Origin of the sequence: Polyangium fumosum, assembly GCF_005144585.1 — a bacterium.
GTDB classification, from domain to species: domain Bacteria; phylum Myxococcota_A; class Polyangia; order Polyangiales; family Polyangiaceae; genus Polyangium; species Polyangium fumosum.
The window spans coordinates 1-20,291 of the sequence record NZ_SSMQ01000085.1 but is presented as its reverse complement, the minus strand read 5'-3'; the positions used below and the strand labels follow the sequence as shown (position 1 = coordinate 20,291).

The window sequence follows — 20,291 nt, the reverse complement described above, 5'->3', positions numbered from 1 at the left end:
CCCCGTCTCCTTTCTTTGGTCAGCCATCTGCGACGGATGTGCGACATGAACAGAGTCTTGCGATTCGCGCCGCACGTACGCCCGGCGCTCCTGGGCCCGGATTGCCTCGCGCTCCTCGGGGAGCATGACGAGACCCTCCTCCAGGGACGCCTCTATGCGCTGGTCGCGCCCCTCGTGGACGGCATACGCACGAATGCGGAGATCATCGCGGCCCTCCGGGGAAAGGCCACCGCGCCCGAGGTGTACTATACAATCACGCTGCTCGAGCAGGGCGGCTACGTCACCCGTGCCTCCCGCGAGCCTCCCGCCGAGGACGCCTTCTGGCGCTCGCTCGGGGTCGCGGGGGACGTCGCGGCCGAGCGCCGCTCCGGAATGCCCGTGACGGTCGAGGCGCGCGCGGGATTGAATGCGGAATCGTTCTGTGAAGCGCTCCGGGCGGCCGGTTTGCGGGTCGAGCCCGGGGCGGGGCTGCGGGTCGTCCTCGTCGAGGATTACCTCGCGCCCGAGCTCGCGGAGATGCATCGGCAGGCCCGCGCCGAGGGCTTTTGCTGGATGCCCGTGAAGCCGTCCGGGGCAGCGCCCTGGATGGGGCCGATGTTCCGCGCAGGGGGTCCTTGCTGGGATTGTCTTGCCTTCCGGATCCGCGCGCATCGCCCGGTCCAGACGTTCCTGCGGCGGAGCGCCGCGCGGGATGCATTCTCCCTCCCGCGCCCAGCGAGCCCCGCGGGGTTCGCCGCGGCCCACGGGCTCGCAGCGCTCGTGCTCGCGAGGTGGATCGCAGGCGGCGCGTGGGCTGAGATCGAACATCACGTCCTCGTCCTCGATTTCGAGCACCTCGCACTCGAAAAACACGCCGTGCAGCGCCGCCCGCAATGCCCGACCTGCGGAGACCCGGACCTCGTGAAGCGGCGCGCCGCACAGCCACCGATTCTCGAACGCCGCGCGCGCCTGGCCGCCCAGGAGGGGGGCAGCCGCGTGATCTCCCCGGAGGAGACCTTCGCGCAGTACCGGCACTTGATCAGCCCCGTGACCGGTGTCCTTTCCAGCGTCGAGCCCGTCGCCGGGCGGGAGGGCCCGCCGTGGTTCGTCCAAGGCGCGCGGTATCCCGTGGTGCCGGCCGCCGACGCGCGGAATCGGACGGACTTTCATGCCATGGCGGGCGGCAAGGGCCGCAGCGCCGCGCAGGCGCGGACGAGCGCGCTTTGCGAAGGAATCGAGCGGGTGAGCGCCCTCTACCAGGGAGACGAACCCACGCTCCGCGCCCGCCTGGCCGAGCTGGGGGACGAGGGCGTCCACCCGCACGATCTCCAAGGCTTCAGCGAATCCCAGTACCGGACGCGCGACGCCTGGAATGCCTCCGCGCGCAGCCGCAAATGGCATGTACCGCTGCCCTTCGACGAGCGACGCGTGATCGACTGGACACCCGTCTGGTCCCTCGCGACGCAGCAGCGACGCTACTTGCCGACGGCCTTTTGTTATGCACAAGCCCCGGTCGCCCCCGAGGAGCGATTCTGCGTGTACAGCTTCAATGGTCACGCCTCCGGCAATTGCCTCGAAGAAGCCATCCTGCACGGCTTCTTCGAGCTCGTCGAGCGCGATGCCGTGGCCCTTTGGTGGTACAACCGGCTGCGCCGGCCCGGGGTTGATCTCGCGAGCTTCGACGACCCCTATTTCGACGAGATCGAGGCCGCGTATCGTTCGATGGGCCGGCCGCTCCAGCTCCTCGACATCACGAGTGACCTCGGGATTCCGGTCCTCGTCGCGCTGGCGCAGGGCAAGGAAAAAGGACAACTTCATGCCGGCTTCGGCTCTCACCTCGACATTCGTGTGGCCGCGCAGCGCGCCCTCACCGAGCTGAACCAGGTATACGACCCCGCGGGCCATTTCCCCCCGCTCCCCGACGTACGAACGCTCGAAGACCGGAGCTTTTTGACCCCCGCCGAGGACATGCTCCCCCGGACCTGTTCCCGGGCCCCGCGCCTCCGCGAGGGGAACGACCTCGCCGAGGACGTCCGCACATGCGTGGAACTCGCGGCCCGCGCCCACCTCGACATGCTCGTGCTCGACCAGACCCGGCCCGACCTCGGCCTTTGCGTCGTCAAGGTGACGGTGCCGGGGCTCCGCCATTTCTGGCCTCGCTTCGGGCCCGGGCGCCTCTATGACGTGCCCGTACGTATGGGGTGGCGGAATCGCGCGCTCGACGAGGCGGAGCTCAATCCCGTGCCTTTCTTGACTTGAGGAGGGAGCATGCTGATCGATGCAGATCGTCACGTCATCGAGCCCATCGACCTGTGGAAGAGGTACCTGGAGGAGCCCTTCCGCGCGCACGCGCCGTATTCCGAGGACGTCGGCCGCAGCGGGCGGACGCCCCGGTTGATGCTGCACGGGGAGCCGGTCCATCACAAGCTCTCCGAGCGCGCCGTGCGCGAGCTCTCCGCCGTCGGATCCCGGCGAAGCGACGAGTTATGGGCGGGGAGGGACCCCGCCGCGCAGATCCGGGCGATGGATCGAGCCCATGTCGACATGGCCCTCTTCTTTCCGACGACCACGCTCTTCCTGCTGGGAATCGACACGATCGATCCCGCCTTGGCCGGTGCTTTCACCCGCGCCTACAACCGCTGGCTGCACGATTTCTGTGCGCACGATCCGGCGCGGCTCCGAGGCGTCGGGGTGGTGAACGTCCACGACCCGGCCGCGATGGTCGAGGATCTCGCGTGCATCACGGCGTGGGGGTGGACGGCGGTGGTGCTAAGGCCGAACCCCGTGAAGGGGCGGATCTTGTCGGATCCCGCCTATGAGCCTTTCTGGTCCGCGTGTGAACGGCTCGACGTGGCGGTCGCTCTCCATGAAGGCGCGCACGCGCGGGTCCCGACCGCGGGAGCGGATCGATTCGAGAGCCGCTTTGCGCTGCACGCGTGCTCGCATCCCATGGAGCAGATGATGGCGTTCCTCGCGCTGGTCGAGGGGGGCGTGCTGGAGCGGCACCCCGGTCTGCGCGTCGCGTTCCTCGAAGCCGGCTTCGGATGGCTGCCGTACTGGTTGTGGCGGCTCGACGAGATTGAATACCGCAACCTTTCGGGCGAGGTCGCGGAGAACGTCCGGAGAAAACCCTCAGAGTACTTTCGGCGGCAATGTTTCGTCGCCATCGAGCCCGACGAGCCGTACCTGCCAGAGCTGCTTCCCTACGTCGGCGAGGACAACCTGATCTTCGGGACGGACTTTCCCCACCTGGATCACGACAGCGACATCACGGAAAAACTCGTTCCCTTGGGGCAAAAGCTCCCCGGAAACGTGCTTCAGAAGATTCTGCGGGACAATCCGGCTCGGCTCTACAGGCTGGAGGGGGTTTAGCAAGGCTCCCCCCCCGGTCGTGCCCCCATCGCCGCACCCACCGGGGGGACCTGGGCTACATCGGGTTTCTCCGGGAGCGTCACCATCACCTTGTAGCGTGCGGGATGCCCGGATTGTCTCTCCACAATCTCGAGATGCACGTCAGACGGAACCTTGTAGTTGAAGTGCGCCTCGAGCGCCTGCGCAGGGTTTGCGAGCAGCTCCTGCTTGAATGTCTCGTCGTTCCACGCCTTGGTGATCACATAAACCCACAGCTCGGAGAAATCCTCGACGGGCTCGGATTTCGTGGCGGAGTCCCCCGCAGGGACCTCGTTCCCCTGCGTCTCCGACGCGGACGTCGACAACGCGAGTGCCACCGCCACGAGCGCCCAAAGGTCACCTCTCGTTCTCATGACTCGTTCTCCTTTCCACGATCTCCGAACGGCGGCGCTCCACGTCGTCCGCTCGTTCGCCATGGCCGAACATGGGACGACCCTTCCGCCGGTCAAGCGACCGGCGTTCTCGTCTCGAACGTCGCTCCCTTCGGATGTCAGCGGCTCTGCGACGAACGACGAAGCTCCGTGAGGAGCACGCGAGCCGCCTTCAGATCCGTGGTCTCGAAGCCCTCCGTGAACCACCCATAGACCCCCTCCAGCATCCTCCGCGCCTCGTCGATCCGGCCCTGGGTCCGCAGGATGCGAGAGAGCTCCATCGCGGCGCGCAGCTCCGGCATCCGCGCGCCCTGCCCACAGGCGACGTCCATGGCCTTGCGGAAGTGATGCTCCGCTTCCCCCATCGCCCCGTTGCCCTGCGCGAGCAGGTACGTGCCCAGCAACCGGTGCAGCTCGGCCACATAGTAGAACTCGCGTAGCTCCGCTGCGAGCACCAGGCCCCATCGGAGGCGCGCGAGCGCGTCGCCGATCCTGCCCACAGCGGCCTCGGACTCCGCGACCAGCGAGCTCCAATAGGGCATGGCCGTCTGCCCACTGGAGGCGTGGAGCATCGAAAGGCATCGTGAGCCCGCTTCGACGTCGTGTTCGACCCACGCGCCGAGGACGGTGCCGAGGATCTTCCAAGGAGCGAGGCCCATTCGTTCGCCCAAATCGATGAGCTCGGTGGCCAGCTCCCGGACATGCTCCGGCTCACCCCGATAATGCCGAAGGCCGGCAAGGTACACGAGCGCGAGGCCGAGGCTATTGGCGTGCTTGAGCTCACGCGCCCACGCGAGGGCCGCCATGCTCTGCACGAGCGATCGCTCCGGATACCCCAGCAGCCAGAACACCAGGGAGAGGACCGATTGGGCATGGACCTTGGGATCGATACCGAGCGTCACGGCATACGAGCGGTGCTCCGTGGGGTCGTACAACAAGAGGGCGCGCTCCAGGCTGGTCCGAGCCTCCGCCAATTGGCCGGCGAAGAAGAGGCGTTTTCCCAGCGCGATCCATGCGGCCGCCTGCTGCGCTGGCTCTTGGTTGCGCTCCGCAGCGGCGAGCATCTGCTGCGCCATCGCCGTGGGCTGATGGTCGTGCCCTAGATCATGATAATAAAGAAACCGCGCCCAGGACGTGCCGAACGCGAGCGGATGGTCCCCCATCTGGTCCAGGATCTCCTGCGAGCGTCGCGCGACCAATGCGGGCTCCGGGTCCGCGTTGCCACGCGTGGCCATCAGCGCAGGCATCAGGCCCCCATTCAGCTCGAGCTCGACGACAGCCCGCTCCCGTGCATCCTCGATGACGGGAAGCCAGTCGAGCGCCTCCGTGGCGAGCTCGATCGTCTCCCGGTAGGCCGACCGGTGCAGCGCCGACCTCACCGCCTTCTGCGCATATCCAAGGGCCCGCCGTTTCTGCTCCGAAGCCGCGAGGTGATAGGCCAAGAGCTCGGGCCGCCCCTCGACGACGTCGGGAAACTTCTCCTCCAGCACCGCCGCGATCCGCGCGTGCACCTCCCTTCGTGATCGCTTCAGCATCGACTCGTACGCCGCGTCCCGCACCAGCACGTGCTTGAACAGGTAGACCGGGTTCTTCAGCCGCCGCTTGCAATGGACGAGGTCGGAGGCCACGAGCTGGTCGAGGTGCTCGCGCAGCTCGTCGGGCTCGAGCGGATCGACCGCGCTGAGGAGATCAAGCGAAAACTCCCGGCCGATCGCCGAGGCCACCTGGGCCGTCTCCTTGGCCTTGCCGAGCCGGTCGAGCCGCGCCGTGAGCAGATCCCGCAGCGTGCTCGGAATGCTGAGATCCGAGAGCCGGCCGGCGAGGTGATACCGGTCCGCCTGCTCCACGAGCGCGCCGGACTCGATCATCATCCGCACGAGCTCCTCCACGAAGAGCGGAACTCCATCGGTGCGCGTGGCAATGCAGTCGAGCACCTCCGGCGGGAGCGATCGCCCTGCGGTCACCGCCGCGGCCAGTTGCTCCACCTCGGGACGACCGAGACGATCGAGCTTCACGTGGTGTACCGCGGCGGGCGAAAAGCGCGCCACGAACTCGGGGCGCGCGCAAAAGAGCGCGAACACGCGGGCCGACGCGAGCTCGCCCGTGAGCTGGGTGAGCAGCTCGAGCGTGCTCGGGTCCGCCCAGTGCACGTCCTCCACCACGAACACGAGCGGCTCCCGCTCGGCCATCTCGAAGAGCAAGGAAAGCACGGCGTTGCGCGTCAGCTCCCGCAACCACTGCGGCGAGACGTTGAGCGGCGGCCACCGCTCGGGGAGCGGGATCGAAAGAAGCGACGCGAAAACGGGCATGGCCTCGACGAGATCGAATCCATATTTCGTGAGCAGCGCCTCCAGCCCCTCCGCGCGGCCCTCGGCGGCCGCCTCTCGCCCCGGCGAGACGAGCCGCATCAAGGTGTCGATGATTGGGTAAAAGGGGCTGTTCATCGTGTGCGGCGTGCACCGGCACTTGATCCACGTAAACGTCCTGCCGCGGATACGCTCCCGCAGCTCGCGCACCAGCCGGGACTTTCCGATGCCTGCCTCGCCGCTCAGGACGACGGCCTGCCCCGCGCCGTCGAGCACCCGGCGAAAGCGCTCAAGCAGCGAATCGATCTCCCGCGCGCGCCCAATGAGCGGAGCCTCCCGTTCGCCCTCCGGCGGCCCCTGCTGGAGCAGGTACAGCTCCACGGGGGCCGCGGCGCTGTCGAGCCGCAGCTCCCCGCCCTCGTCGAACGCGAAGTGGCCTCGGAGCAGCCGGTAGGTCTCCCCGCTGGCCACGATGGCGCCTGGTTGTGCCAACAAGCTGAGGCGATACGCGAGCTTCGGCGTCGCCCCGAGGAGAGGCCCGGGGCCCGTGCTCGCCGGCTCGCGCAGCTCACGCGCGACGACCATGCCCGTGTGCATGCCGACCCGAAGCTCGGCGCGCACCCCGCGCCCAGCCTCGAGCGTCGCGCTTTGCCGGCGGATCTCCTCCATCGCGGCGAAGGCCGCCTGCGCCGCTCGCTGGGCGTCGTCTTCCCGCGCGGCCGGGTAGCCGAAATAGAAAAGCACCGCCCCACCGAGCGCCCCCGCGACGTGCCCGCCGCGCGCCCGCGCGATCCGCACGCACGCCTCCTGCTGGGCGCCGAGGACCTGGTCGAGCTCCTCGAGCTCCACGGCGCCGGGCTTCACGCTCACGACCGTGAGCGAGCAACACACGGCCGTGATCTGCCGCCGCTCCCCCTCGATCAGCCGCGCGCGCCCCTCACCGCTGCCCTCCAGGCCGTCGCTGCCGAAGGACAGACCCCCGACCGTGCTCGCCTTCGCCTCCGCCCCGACGCTCGGCGCGAGATCGCCGACCTCGAGGCCCTCGAGTTCGCGGAGCAGCTTCTCCGCCGTGACGCCACGCGCGGCCGGGTCCTTCTGGGTCACGCGCCGGAGCAAATGCCCGAGCGGGTGGTCCGCGATCCTCGCGGGGATGGAAATGGGCTCCGGCGCGAGCTGCGCGGCCATCACCTCGGCCACCGTCGCGCCCTCGACCGCCCGCCGGCCGGTAAGGCATTCGAGGAACACGAGCCCCCACGCATAAAGATCCGATCGCTGGGTCAGAGGCAGCCCGCGGAGCTGCTCGGGCGCCGCATAAGCGGGCGTCCCGAGCGACTCGTGCGTCATCGTGATCCGGCTCTCGTCGCCGCGGACCTCCCCGAGGAGCGCTCCGACGCCAAAATCGAGCACGAGCACGTTTCGCCGCGCGCCGGTGGTCGTCACGAGGAGGTTTTGGGGCTTGAGATCCCGATGCACCACGCCGCTCGCGTGCGCGCAGGCGAGGGCGTCGAGGACCTGGAGCATGAAGTGCTGCGCCTCGAGCGGGTGCAGGCAACCCTCGTCGGCGAGCACCTTGGCGAGGTCCTTGCCGGGCACGAACTCGAACACCGAGTACACGAGCCCTCCGTCGGCCCGCCCCGAGTCGAGGAGATGCACGATGTTCGGGTGGTGCATCTGCGCGCAGATGTGCACCTCGCGCTGGAAGCGGGCGAGTCTCTTGTCGTGGAGGGGCGCCCGCGGGTCCTCCGAGAGCCGGAGCACCTTCACGGCGACCGCCTGGTGGGTGGTCCGTTGTCGTGCCTTGTATACGGTGGAGAACGCGCCCTCGTTCAGCGTCTCGAGGAGCTCGTAGCGCCCTGCGAGCGCCACGCCGACCGCCGTTTTTGTTCCCTGCGTGCCGCCCATCTCGCCCGCTCCCCCTGGGGACGCCCGGTCGGGGTCGCCCCCGCACCGGGCCTAGCGTGTCCCAGACTAGGATGGGCGCTGCGAACCACAATGTATGCCGTCATCGGCGTGCGCGTGGAGAGGGGCGAGGCAGCGGACGTCGGCGGGTGGGTGAGGGGCGTCGATCAGCGGCTCTCGTTCGCGCGCGGCCTGCGTTCGCGGCCGTTCGAACGCCGACGAGCGAACAGCAGGGCCGCGAGCAGCGCGCTGAGGCCGGTGCCGCCAACGGACGAGGCCGCCGACTCGATACGGCAGCCGCAGCTCCCGGACTCGCCGCTCCCGGGCGGCGCGCCGCCCGCGGACGTGCCACCACCCGCCATGACGCCGCCTGCGCCGCCCGCGCCTCCGTCGCCGCCCGCGCCGCCGGACCCGACGAAGTTGCCGGTGGACGACGAGCTCGTCGCCGAGGGCACGTCCACGGCGCATTGACCGGCCTGGCAGGCCTCGCCCGGCGGGCACGTCACGCCGTCGCAGAGGTCGACGCACTGACCGGCCTTGCAATGGGTGCCGGCGTCACACGACACGCCGAGGCACACGGTCTCGACGCACTGACCGCTGTCCACGTGGCAGCTCTCGCCCGTGGCGCACGTCCGGCAGGCGCACCCGGGGATGCACACGCCGCTCACGCACACCTGGCCTTCGCCGCAGGTCACGCCCGTGCACGGATCCACGCAGTGATCCCCGCTGCAGACCTGGCCCGCGGGGCAAACGACCCCGGCGCAGGGCGCGCGGCACGCGCCGCCGTCACACACCTCGCCCTCCGGGCACACCACGTTCGCGCAGCTCTCCTCGATGCACAGGCTCCCTTTGCACACGAACGAGGGAAGGCAGGGAAACTCGCCCGACTCGCACGACGCGACGCAGGTGCCGCCATTGCACACCGTCTCCGGCGGGCACGTCGCGTCATCGTCGATCAGGCCGTCGCAGTCGTTGTCGATGGCGTCGCACGCCTCGCCCTGGCTGCCGGGCTGGAGGACGGGCTTGCAGATGAGCGTCCCTTGCGCGTCGCAGTCGGAGATGCCCTTCGCGCACGCCCCTTGCGCGCCGGGGACGTCGCAGGGCTGGCCGGCGCCGGGACACGCGACGCCGGTGAAACGGAAGAGAAAATCCTCGTAGTCGAGGTCGTTGCCGTTGACGCCCGCCGAGCCCGCCGCGTTCATGAAATCGAGATCCTCGAAGCCGAGGTAAAACGTGTTGGCGAGCATCTTCGACTTGTAGATGAGATCCGAGTACCAGGGTCCCGGGTTCGAGCAGAGCGTGCACAGGACGTTGAAGCGGTGCTCGGTGTAGTGATACTGCGTCGCGTTCCCGCTGCCGGTGCCGTTCGGGTTGGGGATCAACACGAAGCCGATGTAGCCGCCCTTGTAGGCCGGGTTCTCGCGGATCGAGACGGCGCTCAGGTTGACCTGGTCGGGAGGCGGCAGGGCGCCCGAGAAGGGGAACAGGATCTGGATGTCGCTGTTCGGCGCCGCCACGTTGAGGTTCGCGCCGAGGTCCACGGGGACGTACTTCGGCGGGTTTTCGCTGGGGACGCTGTCGTCGACGTTGTACCAACCGACGGCGAAATTGGCGCCGCCGCCCTTGGCGATGTACTTGCCGCTGAAGTCGCAGAGCGGCGAGAACACCTGGGGCTCCACGGCGGCGTCCTGCACGACGTCGATCCCCTCGTTGATGTTGTCGTTGTTGGCCGACCCGTTGATGTAACCGCTGAGGGCAGCGCCCCCATTCACGGGGATGACGGTGCCATTCGGCTGCGTGACGGCCGCGAACGCCGCGCCGCTCGCGCAGACGACCGCAGCACCGAGGAAGAAGGAGGAAACAACAACGGGGAACGTGGGAGAGCTCGAACCGAGCATGGGATCCTTTCCGGCGCGGCCACCCGAGCCAAGGTGAAGAAATGCTTCGTGATGTTACCACGGGTGCGACACGAGATGGCCCTCCTCCGGCACACGTCCACGCGCTTCCCGGCCAGGTCCACGCGCTCCCGGTCAAGTCTAGGCGTCGGCGGTCGTCACGCGGGCGATGTCCACGAGCGACCCGTCCGCGCTCGAGAGACGCAACCGGCCCGCCTGGCGGGATCGGGGGCGCGACGCTGCGGTACGCGTCGCGGAAAGCCTAGCAGCCTGTGGACTTATCTGCTGCGCGCCCCGAATCGTCGGTCGACATCGCTCGAAATCCTTGACTACAGCGCCCCCACCCCGTACTCCCCCACGATCTCCGTCTCGATCAACCCCACCCATTGCCCCGCCAGATACCCCGCAAAACCCGGATCCTCGATCAACACCCCCACCTCGATGTTCCGCTCCTGCCCCCGCTGGGTGAAGTTCGCGCTCGACACAAACGCCTTCCCCCCGTCCACCACCACACACTTCGCGTGCAGGCTGCAATACGGCGGCCCCGGCACCATCGCCCGCTTGTCGTAATACAGCTTCGGCCGCGGCTCCCCGAACGGCCAGTTCTCGCGTAGGAACTCCCCCAAGCACCGCTCGAGATGCGCCCCCGCATCGACCCCTCGTGCAATCTGCGGAACATCCACGAAGAACCGCGCACGCACCCCGTGCTCCTGCATCACCCGATGGAGCGGCGCAAGCACCTCCTTCGCATGGTCGAAGCTATATCCCGCCAGCAGCACGCTTTCCCGCGCCCCCTCGAACAACGCCCGGAGCACCACCGCCGTATCCCGCGCCGCCCCCGCCGGCGCCTCCGGCCCGGTCCACACGAGCTCCGGCGCCTTCCGCCGATCCTCCCGCTCCGCGAGCGCGACATCCAAAATCGCCACGCAGGCCGCGCTCTTGTGCCCGGACAAGGCCCCCTCGATCGCCTCGATCTGATGCCGGATCCCGAACCCGATCAGCGCCGCCCGATCGACCGGCGTCTTCAAGAACCCCGACGCGATCGCCTCCCGCAGCTCCACGAGCACGGTCGTCGCCACGGTCTTCAAGCTCGCCCGGCTCCCCATCACGGTCGCTCTCGGAAAAAGGCCAGCTCCGGATCATTGCCGATCGTCGGCACGACCAGCGCCCGATCCAGGAACCGATTGAACCACTCGCACGAGCACTCCGCGATGTAGAGGCAGCCGTGACACGCGGCCCCCTCCGTGTGGCGATCACTCGACTCCGCGCTCGGATCGTGCGCCGCACACACCGGATCGTTCGAGCAGAGCCGCCCGAGATCCCACGCCTCGCGCAGGTGATACCGGATCCTCCGCCCCTCCTCGACGAGCCCACCGAGCGTGCCTTCGCTGCCCGTCGTGCCCGTCGTGAGCATCACCGCCCCCATGTTCGGCCCCGAGGCCTCGGCCTGCCCGCAGTAGATTCGCTCGCGGATCGCGCTCGCCGCGTATCCACATTCGAGGCTCACCGCGGTCAGGAGCAGGTGCGAGAGCGAGTGCAAAAGGAAGAACCGGATGCCCGGGAACGCGCCCCTCCCATCCGCCTCGAAGGCCCGCAAAAGCAGCTCGGCGCGCTTCTGCACGGCGGCGCGCTTCTCCCACTTGCCGAGCACGTCCTCGTCGAGCTCCACGAACACGCCCTCGCCGCGCACCTCGGCCGCCGGAAGCCATTTCTCGTTGCCCGTCGGCGACGTCAGCACCGCCGGCTTGACCTTTCGCCCCTCGAAATCGTACTCGCCCTGCAAGTTCGCCCCGATCGAATCGAACCGGCTGAAGCTCACCTGCACGCGCACCTCGCGCAACTCCGGGACGACGACGAGCCCCCGAACCCCCGGCGGCAGATCGATCCGGTGCTTCGGCACGCGGTACGCGGCGAATTGCACGCCCGCCTCGGGCACCACGCCCGGCGGCTCGATGGGCGCCTTGATCATCCGCTCGTATTCGGCGCTCCGCAGCGGCCGCTCCGACGTGTCGCTGGAAGCCTCGTTTTCCGCGCGGATCGCCGCGATGACCTGATCGAGCGGCGCCTTGCCGACGGCGCTCTGCACGTGGTCCATCAGCTCCATCACCGTCGCGAGCTGCTCGGCCGTCTTGACCTTGTGGACCGCCTTCCAGACCTCCTTGTCCCGCAGCCGCACGCGCAGCGGATCCGGCGTCGGTTCGGGCAGGCGCAGCGCGCTCACGACCTGCGCGAAGTACGCGTGGGACGCCGTGCGGACCAAAAGCTCCATTTTCTGATCACACGCCTCGTTCGCCGCCCGACCGCCGAGCCACGGACGATCGCCGTTGCATTTGTACGGCAGCACCGACGCCTTGTTCATCGACGTCCAGGCCTCGCAGTTCCGGCAGCGCACGAGGATCCGCGCGACGTCGCCGACCGCGTTCTCTTCGAGGTAGAGCTCCTGCCGATCACACTCGCCGCCCTCGCGGTCCATGTGGGCGAACGGGATCCACGGAAAGTCCGAGAGGTGCCCGCGCTTGCACGCGGCCACGAAGCGCACCGGCGCCGCGCTCGACCATTTGTTCTTCGCGCACTGGTGCTGGTAACGGCCCTTCTTGTTCTCGAACTGCTCCGTCGCCCGCGCCAGGCGATGGCAATGCAGACAAACGAACCACCGGGGGAATTCGAGCGCGCGGATGCCCACGTTCGGGTAGGGATCCCGCGCGTCGCCCTCCGGCGGCATGCGGAAATAACCTTCCTTCGCGAGGTCGAGATCGGGATCGAGGGCCCTGAGTCGAGGGATCAGGGAGCGCCGCAGGCGCGGATCGTCGAGCGCCACATACCCCTCACGCCCGTACCCCCAGTGCTCGAGCCCCCCGATGACGACCGCTCGATCCACGAGGTCCACCATCGCGCCCGGCCCGAACGTGGTGACGAGCTGGCTCTGCCGGAGCTGGCCGTCCGCGCGCGTCGCCTTGCTCGCGTCTTTTTTCTTGAAGCTCATGCGCCCCTCTCGTCGAGCTGCTTGAAGCGGAGCCATACGTGCACGTTCGGCTCGACGTCACGCATCGACGTCGGGACCTGGAACTTCCGCTCGTCGTGATCGGCGGGAGGATCGTCGTTCGCCGTGAAGAGCAGCGCCTTGCCCTCGCTCCCGGCGCGGTCGTTCTTGCTGTACGTCCGCGTCGCGGCGCCCTTCTTCGCCTCGTCGATCACGCGCTCCCACGCGTCGAGGAAGCTCTTGCCGCGGGCCTCGACCAGGCCGGCGATCCGCGTCTCCGCGTCGTCGTCGGGGAATTTTCGATGCCACCGCGCCCGGTCCACCATCCACGCGAGCAGCGCCTCGGCCGCGGGACGCTTTTCGTGGACGTTCATCACGCCCGTCGGGGCCGAGAGCTCCGTGATCCCGTGCCGGATCATCGAGAGCAGGCTCCCGACGAGCCCCCGATCGAGCGCCTGGCCGCTGAACGGCGTGATGCTCGTCGCCTCGACCTCCCGGTAGAAGCTCTCGTGGTAGGCCACGAACCGTTCGTAATGCGAGCGATCCCGCGGCCGCATCACGTTCAGGCACGTGACGACGAGGCCCGGATAGGCGCGCCCCACGCGGCTCGTCGCCTGGATGTATTCGCTCGTCGTCTTCGGCTGGCCCGTGACGACCATCAGGCCCAATCGGTCGATGTCGAGGCCGACCGAGATCATGTTCGAGGCGAGCACCACGTCGAGCGGCTCGGGGTCCGTCGACGTGCGCCGGGCGGCGAGGCGGGCCTTGGTCTTCTTGACCTGCTCCGTGGGCTCGCGCGAGGTGAGCTCCGCGGGCATTTCGAGCTTGCGATCGGCGGCCCAGGGGTGGGGGCCGATGAAGAGCAAGGGGCGCTTCTTGTCGTCGATGTCGTCGATGCGGTTCTTGACCTCGTCCTCGACGAGCCGCCGCATGCCGCCGAGCTCGCGCAGGCTGTTGAAGTAACCGACGAGCGTCATGTATGGGTCCGCCGGCTGCTTCGGATCACCTTTTGGATCGAAATGCTTCCGCGCGGCAGCGAGCAGCACCGCATACGAGCGCACCGAGACCGCGCGCAGGGCGCGGCCGGGGGCGCCGACGCCCACGTAGAGCCGCCCAGGCCTGTCGTGCTCGACCTTCGCGAAGAAGTTATCGCCCTCGGTGATGCCCCGCGGGGGAAAGAGGTCCATCCTCCGCCCGAAGAGCGCCTGGATCTGCTCCCGCGCGCGCCGGACCGTGGCCGTCGAGCAGACGACCTTCGGCGGCCTCGCCGCGCCATACATGGGCCGTTCGCAGAGGGAATCGACCGCGGCCTCGTAGAGCCCCACCATCGTGCCGAGCGGGCCGCTGATCAAATGCAGCTCGTCCTGCACGATGAGCTCGGGCGGCAAGAGGCCCTCGGGCAGCGGCCGCGCGCCGGACTTCGGCGTATGCATCACCCCGTAGGCCCGGACGTCGTCGAGGTGCGTCGCGCGGCCGAAGAGCATGCCCGCGTCGCCGAGCCACGGCATCATCGCGAACTTGTCGACCGTGGCCACGACGAAGCTCGGGACCTCCTGGTAGATCTGCTCGTCGACGAAGAGCACGGGCAGGCCGAGCCCCGGCACCTTGGCCTCCGTGTAGAGGCATTGGGCCTTGTCGCAATACACCGCCGCGCGGGCGAAGTTCTTCTTCGTCGGTTTTCCTTCGGCGTCGACGATCTTGATGTTCTGGATCTTGATCGCCTCGCCGCACCAGGGGCAATTCGTGAGCGGGAAGGGCGAGTCGGTGCGGCCGGGGGTGGAATCGGAGAGGGCCTCGTGCACGTCCCGGAGCCGGTTCGCCGTCGCGCTCGCGCCGACCCAGAGGCCGATCGTGAAACGCGCATTGCCGAGCTCCTTCGGGTTCCTGCGGCGGATCTCTTCCAGCGCGCAGAGGAGCGTCGAAGCCCGGCCGAGCTGGTCGAGCGTCAGCAGCCGGAGCGTGTACCGCAAAATCACGGCGACCCCGCGCCCCTCGTGCGGGCTGCCTTGCCCGCGGATGCGCCGGAGCAGAAGCACGAACGCGATGAGCCCGAGGTAGGCCTCCGTCTTGCCGCCGCCCGTGGGGAAATAGATGAGCTCGGCGATCTTCCGGTCGGGGTGGCTCGTGTCTTCGAGCGAGGGCAGGTTCAGGAGCACGAACGCGAGCTGGAAGGGGCGCCATTCGGGCTGCTTGCCGCCGACGTAACGAGGATCCTCGCGCGTCTTGTCGGCTTGCATGGCCGCGCCGTGCATCGCCAGGTTGGCGAGCTGAAACGCCCGCAGCGCCTCCTTGTTCTTGCCGAGCAGCTCGATTCCCTCCTGGATACGCTTCCGGGCCCGGTCGGCCTTGTTCATCAGGTCGTCACGTGTACCCTCCAGCCGATCGAGCGGGGCATATCTTTGCTGCTCGATCCACTGCCCATACGCCTCCACGAGCGGCGAGAGCGCATTCGCGAGCCCCTTTCCGTCGAGCTTCCAGAGATCCCCCATGCCGAACGTGCCGTCCTCGATCTGCCGGTGCCCGACCTGCGGGACCTCGAAGCAAGGGAGCTGCGTCGTCCGGAGGCGGGTGACCTTGCCGTCTCTCTCGAGCGGCTTCTCCACGCTCGTATTGCGCCCGACGGCCCATTCCCGATGGTCGCGGAAGCTCAAGGCGAGCACGCGCTGGTCCTCGTCGTTCCCGTCCTCGCCGCGCCGGTTCGGGCGGGAGACGAAGCCGCGCTCGTACAGGAGCTCCATCCGCACCTGAAAGACGAACTGCGTATCGCGGTCGCGCTCCATCCCCGCGCGTTCATTCACGAGGAAGAGGCTCAGCATCCGCGTGCCCGGGTCGAGCCCCTCCATCTCCGTCGTGCGCAGCTCGCCCCGGAGCACGAGGCCCCGCGAGCCTGGCACGGGGATGCCGTCCTTGCTCTGGAGGAGGGCGGCGTCGAGCGGCACGGCCACGCGGACCGGGCCGTGGGGCACACGTTTCCAGCCGGGCTTTTTCTTGTCCGTGTGATCGATCGCGACCTCGATCTTGTCGTAATCGGCGTACCCGACGTCGACGAGAACCGCGTCGCCTTGGCCGGGCGGGAGGAAGACGGAGAGGCCCATCGAGGCGGGGAAGCGGACCGGGCGCTTGGGCTCGGGCTCGTCTTGCCCCGCGTCCTCCGCCGAGCTCTCGCTGCCGGCGGCGAGGCCGTCGTCGGTGGAGTCGCGGTCCTCGGCGTCGGGGACGCGGCCGCCCTGGGGCGCGAGGAAGCCGGTGAGGTACCAGCGCGAGGGGGCGAGGGGGAGGATCTCCTGGCCGCCTTGCGCGTGGGTGTCGGGGACGAAGGGGCCGACGAGGTCGGCTTCGAGGGCTTCGACGAGGCGCTTTCGGACGAGGGTTTCGTTCATGATCATCGCGCCCGCGTCAGTCTTTCAGTTGATCTCGACAACGCTCGATGGCCTGGCTGGTCCGCTCGGCTTCCGCGCACGATTTCCGGACGCGCGCCAGGTTGCTCGCGACGCTCTGGGCAAATTCACGATAACGGTGGAGCTCCTTCCACGGCTTGCCGTCCTTGGGGCTGAGGCGGAGCTTATCATTGTCGACGAGCCATCGCGCACCGTCGGCAATTTGCTCGGGTTTGCGTGCCCTCGGGAAGAGTGCAGCGATCACCCACGCCTCGATCGCCATGACCGGCGTCGAGACCACAATGGCACCCGGCAACTTTCTACGTTTAGGGGTCTTGAGCCACCCCTCGATCGTTCTGCGCAGGCGGGTGCTCTCGTAGCCGCCGACCTCCTGAGGAGGATCGGCGATCCCCGCGGCAATGGCAATATCGATGTCAATTGCGACGACGAGGAGGTCGAGCGGATCACCGATGTCGGGCGCGAGCACATCGTCGAGTGCGGACGCGTGTTGCTCGCACCAGCTCTGGACCTGCGTCCAGCCCGCTGGACCTTTCGCACGTTCCATTTCGTCGAGCTGAGGTTGGAGCGGCAGCACCTCCTTCACGGATGGCCAGAGTGCCTGGATCATCTTTCGCAGAATCGGAACGTCCGTCTGGCCTTCGCACACGAGCCCGGCGATGTGTGTATCAGACATCGTCAGGCATCCCCCCAAGGCGTCCCTCGATCCACAGGCGGCTCACCGCGTGCTCGCCATGTTTCTCCTTCAATGCCGCGAAATCGCGCACGGGGACGCGCCGCACGCGCGTGTGCCCGATGTCGTCGCGTGAGACCGCAAAGAGACGGATGCGGTCATCCCCGAGGTCGAGGCCATCGAGCACGAGTGGGTTATGGGTCGTGAGCAGCACTTGGCGCCCGTGGCGGATAACGTTCTCCACGAACATCCGCGTCAGGGCGCGCGCCGTCCGGGGGTTCAGCGCCTGGTCGAAGTTGTCGACTGCGAAGACGGTAGGTGCCTGCGCGTGCGCCGAGAGTACGAGCATGAAAAGGATGTAGAGTGCCCCCTCGCTCGCATCGTAGCCCGACAGCACGTTGCGCCGCTTCGCCATGAAGCGGTCGTGGAACTCGACGACAGAGCGGCTCGTCGGCACGCTTGGAGACAAGAAGGTTCGGCTTGGCTCACCAGCCTTTACGTCGCTGGCCCAGCCGATCAGCGAGAGCGCCTGTTCGAGCGCTACGTTGCCGGCATCCTGGGTCACGAGCGATCCGACAGCTTCAGCGAGTTGACCGCCATAGAGTCCGACAGGGCTGCGCTGAGCGCTGTCCGGCGCGATACCGCGGAGCACCGGTGTAACGGGCGCAAAGATGCCAAATCCATCGAGCCACGACAAGAAGGTACGCACGCTTGCGTCGGTTGCCTGGCTTGCACGCACGAGCGTCGTGACGCTGCGGCTATTCTCGAGCGGCGCAGAGATTCCGAGCGCCCACGCATTCCCCCTGGGGCCCCGCGACGCGATCGAGTGCCCGGCAACTTCGAGCGATTCGTTTCCGAATACCCAGTACGGCCCAGGGGTCTGGGTGGGGTTCGTGATGTAGGCGCGGTACTTCGCGCTTCCGGTCGAGACCGCGGTGAGCGAGATTTTTGGCGCGATTCTCTCGTTGGAGAAGCTGCTTTTGTATAGTTCGGGTACGCCGGGCCGCACGCCACGGCGGAGGAGCGCCTGGTCATCGACGACGCCAGCGGCGCAAGCGCCGAGGATCCCGATGGCTTCGAGAAGGCTGCTCTTGCCGGCCCCGTTGGCGCCCACGAAGACGCTGACCTGGCCCAGCTCGACGGTGACGTCCTTCAGCGACTTGAAATCTTGGACCGTGACCGACGCTAGGTGGCCGGACGTGTCAGGTGGCTGTCCGCCAGGTTCGGTGGTGACTCTGCTGGTCGTACGCGTCATTTGAAGGGTATCCCCTGCTCATCCAAAGGCTTCTTGCCCTTACCCGTCTTCTGCGTCGCCGGCAACTCCTCCACCGCTTCCTCGTCCGCAACGCCTTCCTTGCTCGCGGCACGCAGGTCTTCGAATGAAAACCGCCCAACGTGCGACCATGGCGTTCGGTGGCTCGTCGACGAGCGCGGGGACCTCGTCGACGACCACCCAGGAGCACGTCGACGACCACCCGGGTGCACATCGACGACTGCCGGGGGCATGACGACGACCGCCGAGAGCATGTCCACGCACACCCGGGTGCATGACGACGACCGTCGGGAGCATGTCGACAACCCCCAGATGCACGTCGACGAGACGGGCGGGATGTCGACATCCGCGGCGGGCGTGTCGACGAAGACCGGAAGCCATGTCGACATCCGCGGCGAGCATGTCGGCGAAGACCGAGGGCATGTCGATATCCGCGGCGAGCATGTCGACGAAGACCGGGAGCCATGTCGACGACCACCGGCGGGCATGTCGACGCGGACCGGGAGCATCTCGACGACCGCCGGGAGCATGTCGATGTCCTCGGCGGGCATGTCGACATCCGCGGCGAGCGTGTCGACGAAGCCCGGGAGCATGTCGACGACCGTCGCGGGGCGTGTCGACGCCCGGTTGCCGTTCAGAACAACGTCCCCTGCTTCCCGGGCGCCTTCTTCGCGCCCTTGCCGGCCTTCTTCGGCGCCGGGGCCTCCGCCTCGTCCCCCGCGCCGGCCGCCTCGCTCACCGCGCGCCCCTTCTTCTTGCCGGCGAGCCCGAGCCGCTGCTCCTCGCGCGCGCGCTCGGCGTTGAGGTAGAGCCGATCCAGGGCTTCCGGCGCGCCTCGAAGAGCTGGTACCCTCGGCGCGGGAGGTCCCATGCGCCGCGGCGTCGTCACCTCGTTCCTTCTGCCTCTGCCCCTCCTCTTCAATGTCTCGCCCGCGCGTGCGCTGGAGTTCCGTGTCTGCGTCAAGCCGCCGGACGTCCCGCCTGGCATGGCCCAGTGGGCCTATGAGCAGGGGTCGGCACAGGTGTGGACCACGCGCAGCCGGGTGGAGTTCACGCGGAAGGTCGAGGGGCGCGCCACCTATATCTTTGACCCTCATGCCCCGCCAGAGAGCGTCCGTGTCTTGCCGATCCCATACAACACGCTGAAATGCCCGCCGCCGCCGCCGCGACCGAAGCCGGCGCCGGCGAAGGAGTTGCCGAAAGAGGAGAAGAAGCCGGAGGACGGGAGCGCGAAAAAAGGGGGCAGCAAGAGCGAGGGCGACGAGGAAAGGAAAGGCGGCGGCGACGAGGGCAGCGTCGAGAAGCGCGTCGAGAAGCATCGCGTTCCGCAGCCGAAGGAGGGCCCGCCGCCTCCGCCTGTTTCGGCCCCGGCACAGCGGCAAGATCCTGTTTTACCGCGACAAGGTGTTCTGTCGAGCGAGCCGGTCCTCCCGCAGCGGGAGGCGAAATGGGCGGACAAGGAGCACGGGCTCGTGGATCGAGGCGGCGTGCTCCCGCAGCTCGTGGACACGGAAGACCGCAAGCCATTGAACGTCACGTCGTGCGAGCAGACGAAGGAGGGCTGCCCGGCGCGGCCGAAGAAGACGCGGGCCGGGGCGATCCTGGAGCAGGTGGTGATCGCGGGGGCGATCTTCAACCTGCAAATGAACGAGGACCTCCATCGGCCCGACGGGAAGGAATACGGGATCGTCGGCGGGATGAATGCCGACGGGCCGAACGACCCGAGGCTCCAGGCGGCGGCCGCGGCGGTGATGTTCTCGCCGGTGGCGATGGCGCTCGGCAACAAGTTCATGAAGGCGACGTCGGAGGCCCTGGCGCGCGGCGAGAAGGTCGTCATCAAGGACGTGGCCGAGCTTTCGGAGGACGCGGCCAAGTACCTGGCGGAGGAGTTTGGAGAGGAGCTGGCGAAGGCGCTCGCGCAGGCGGAGGTGATCGGGCCGTTCCGGGTGATGCGGCATTTCACGAAGGGATATGAAGGGGCCTGTCGAGTAGCCCCGGTCGACTGCCCCGGGGCCCTCACCAGATCCGGACAAGGAGATTTCCACCATCCGGCTCTTCCGCTGCTGAGTCTTGCAGGCTACCGCCCCCATATTTGGACTTTGACGAGGG

Annotated in this window: 11 protein-coding genes and 1 pseudogene; 3 read left to right on the top strand and 9 right to left on the bottom strand. The window is 68.1% G+C overall.

What is annotated here, in order from left to right; genetic code table 11:
* Positions 1-45: 45 nt before the first annotated feature.
* Together E8A74_RS45105 and E8A74_RS45100 are read left to right on the top strand one after the other, a co-directional pair.
* Entirely contained in the window at positions 46-2,238 is a 2,193-nt protein-coding gene (locus E8A74_RS45105) for a TOMM precursor leader peptide-binding protein (protein WP_232380035.1), read from the top strand.
* Between the two features lie 9 nt (positions 2,239-2,247).
* Positions 2,248-3,351, top strand: coding sequence for an amidohydrolase family protein (locus E8A74_RS45100; protein ID WP_136935351.1), 1,104 nt, complete (start codon positions 2,248-2,250; stop codon positions 3,349-3,351).
* Here E8A74_RS45100 and E8A74_RS45095 read toward each other — a convergent pair.
* From E8A74_RS45095 to E8A74_RS45055, 9 genes are all read right to left on the bottom strand, one after another.
* Complete coding sequence (locus tag E8A74_RS45095) at positions 3,348-3,743, bottom strand: BMA_0021/BMA_0022 family TOMM bacteriocin (RefSeq protein ID WP_170229865.1); 396 nt, start codon at positions 3,741-3,743, stop codon at positions 3,348-3,350. The genes E8A74_RS45100 and E8A74_RS45095 overlap by 4 nt on opposite strands.
* A gap of 137 nt (positions 3,744-3,880) precedes the next feature.
* Positions 3,881-7,969, bottom strand: coding sequence for a TOMM system kinase/cyclase fusion protein (locus E8A74_RS45090; protein WP_136935349.1), 4,089 nt, complete (start codon positions 7,967-7,969; stop codon positions 3,881-3,883).
* Between the two features lie 164 nt (positions 7,970-8,133).
* Positions 8,134-9,864 carry an MYXO-CTERM sorting domain-containing protein gene (locus E8A74_RS45085; RefSeq protein ID WP_136935348.1) on the bottom strand — a complete coding sequence of 577 codons (1,731 nt, stop codon included), beginning with the start codon at positions 9,862-9,864 and terminating at the stop codon, positions 8,134-8,136.
* 326 nt (positions 9,865-10,190) lie between these two features.
* Positions 10,191-10,967 (bottom strand): DISARM system phospholipase D-like protein DrmC, encoded by a 777-nt coding sequence (gene drmC / locus E8A74_RS45080; RefSeq protein WP_232380034.1) that lies wholly within the window; start codon positions 10,965-10,967, stop codon positions 10,191-10,193.
* Complete coding sequence (drmB, locus tag E8A74_RS45075) at positions 10,967-12,844, bottom strand: DrmB family protein (RefSeq protein ID WP_136935347.1); 1,878 nt, start codon at positions 12,842-12,844, stop codon at positions 10,967-10,969. Before drmB ends, drmC begins: the two co-directional genes overlap by 1 nt.
* Complete coding sequence (gene drmA / locus E8A74_RS45070; protein ID WP_136935346.1) at positions 12,841-16,221, bottom strand: DISARM system helicase DrmA; 3,381 nt, start codon at positions 16,219-16,221, stop codon at positions 12,841-12,843. Before drmA ends, drmB begins: the two co-directional genes overlap by 4 nt.
* 16 nt (positions 16,222-16,237) lie before the next feature.
* Positions 16,238-16,912 carry a hypothetical protein gene (locus tag E8A74_RS45065; protein ID WP_136935345.1) on the bottom strand — a complete coding sequence of 225 codons (675 nt, stop codon included), beginning with the start codon at positions 16,910-16,912 and terminating at the stop codon, positions 16,238-16,240.
* Entirely contained in the window at positions 16,905-18,164 is a 1,260-nt protein-coding gene (locus tag E8A74_RS45060; RefSeq protein WP_136935344.1) for an AAA family ATPase, read from the bottom strand. The genes E8A74_RS45065 and E8A74_RS45060 overlap by 8 nt, the downstream gene beginning before the upstream one ends.
* 652 nt (positions 18,165-18,816) lie before the next feature.
* On the bottom strand, positions 18,817-19,053 hold the full coding sequence (locus tag E8A74_RS45055) for a hypothetical protein (RefSeq protein WP_136935343.1): 237 nt from the start codon (positions 19,051-19,053) through the stop codon (positions 18,817-18,819).
* On the opposite strand from E8A74_RS45055, the pseudogene E8A74_RS45050 reads away from it, so the two are divergent.
* Positions 19,052-20,291, top strand: a pseudogene (locus E8A74_RS45050) (hypothetical protein); the annotation flags it as partial. The gene E8A74_RS45055 and the pseudogene E8A74_RS45050 sit on opposite strands and share 2 nt — an antisense overlap.

Excerpts from the sequence above, each read along its gene's own strand:
- E8A74_RS45105 (WP_232380035.1), top strand. The coding sequence starts at position 46 with ATGAACAGAGTCTTGCGATTCGCGCCGCACGTACGCCCGGCGCTCCTG.
- E8A74_RS45100 (WP_136935351.1), top strand. The coding sequence starts at position 2,248 with ATGCTGATCGATGCAGATCGTCACGTCATCGAGCCCATCGACCTGTGG.
- E8A74_RS45095 (WP_170229865.1), bottom strand. The coding sequence starts at position 3,743 with ATGAGAACGAGAGGTGACCTTTGGGCGCTCGTGGCGGTGGCACTCGCG.
- E8A74_RS45090 (WP_136935349.1), bottom strand. The coding sequence starts at position 7,969 with ATGGGCGGCACGCAGGGAACAAAAACGGCGGTCGGCGTGGCGCTCGCA.
- E8A74_RS45085 (WP_136935348.1), bottom strand. The coding sequence starts at position 9,864 with ATGCTCGGTTCGAGCTCTCCCACGTTCCCCGTTGTTGTTTCCTCCTTC.
- drmC (WP_232380034.1), bottom strand. The coding sequence starts at position 10,967 with ATGGGGAGCCGGGCGAGCTTGAAGACCGTGGCGACGACCGTGCTCGTG.
- drmB (WP_136935347.1), bottom strand. The coding sequence starts at position 12,844 with ATGAGCTTCAAGAAAAAAGACGCGAGCAAGGCGACGCGCGCGGACGGC.
- drmA (WP_136935346.1), bottom strand. The coding sequence starts at position 16,221 with ATGAACGAAACCCTCGTCCGAAAGCGCCTCGTCGAAGCCCTCGAAGCC.
- E8A74_RS45065 (WP_136935345.1), bottom strand. The coding sequence starts at position 16,912 with ATGTCTGATACACACATCGCCGGGCTCGTGTGCGAAGGCCAGACGGAC.
- E8A74_RS45060 (WP_136935344.1), bottom strand. The coding sequence starts at position 18,164 with ATGACGCGTACGACCAGCAGAGTCACCACCGAACCTGGCGGACAGCCA.
- E8A74_RS45055 (WP_136935343.1), bottom strand. The coding sequence starts at position 19,053 with ATGGGACCTCCCGCGCCGAGGGTACCAGCTCTTCGAGGCGCGCCGGAA.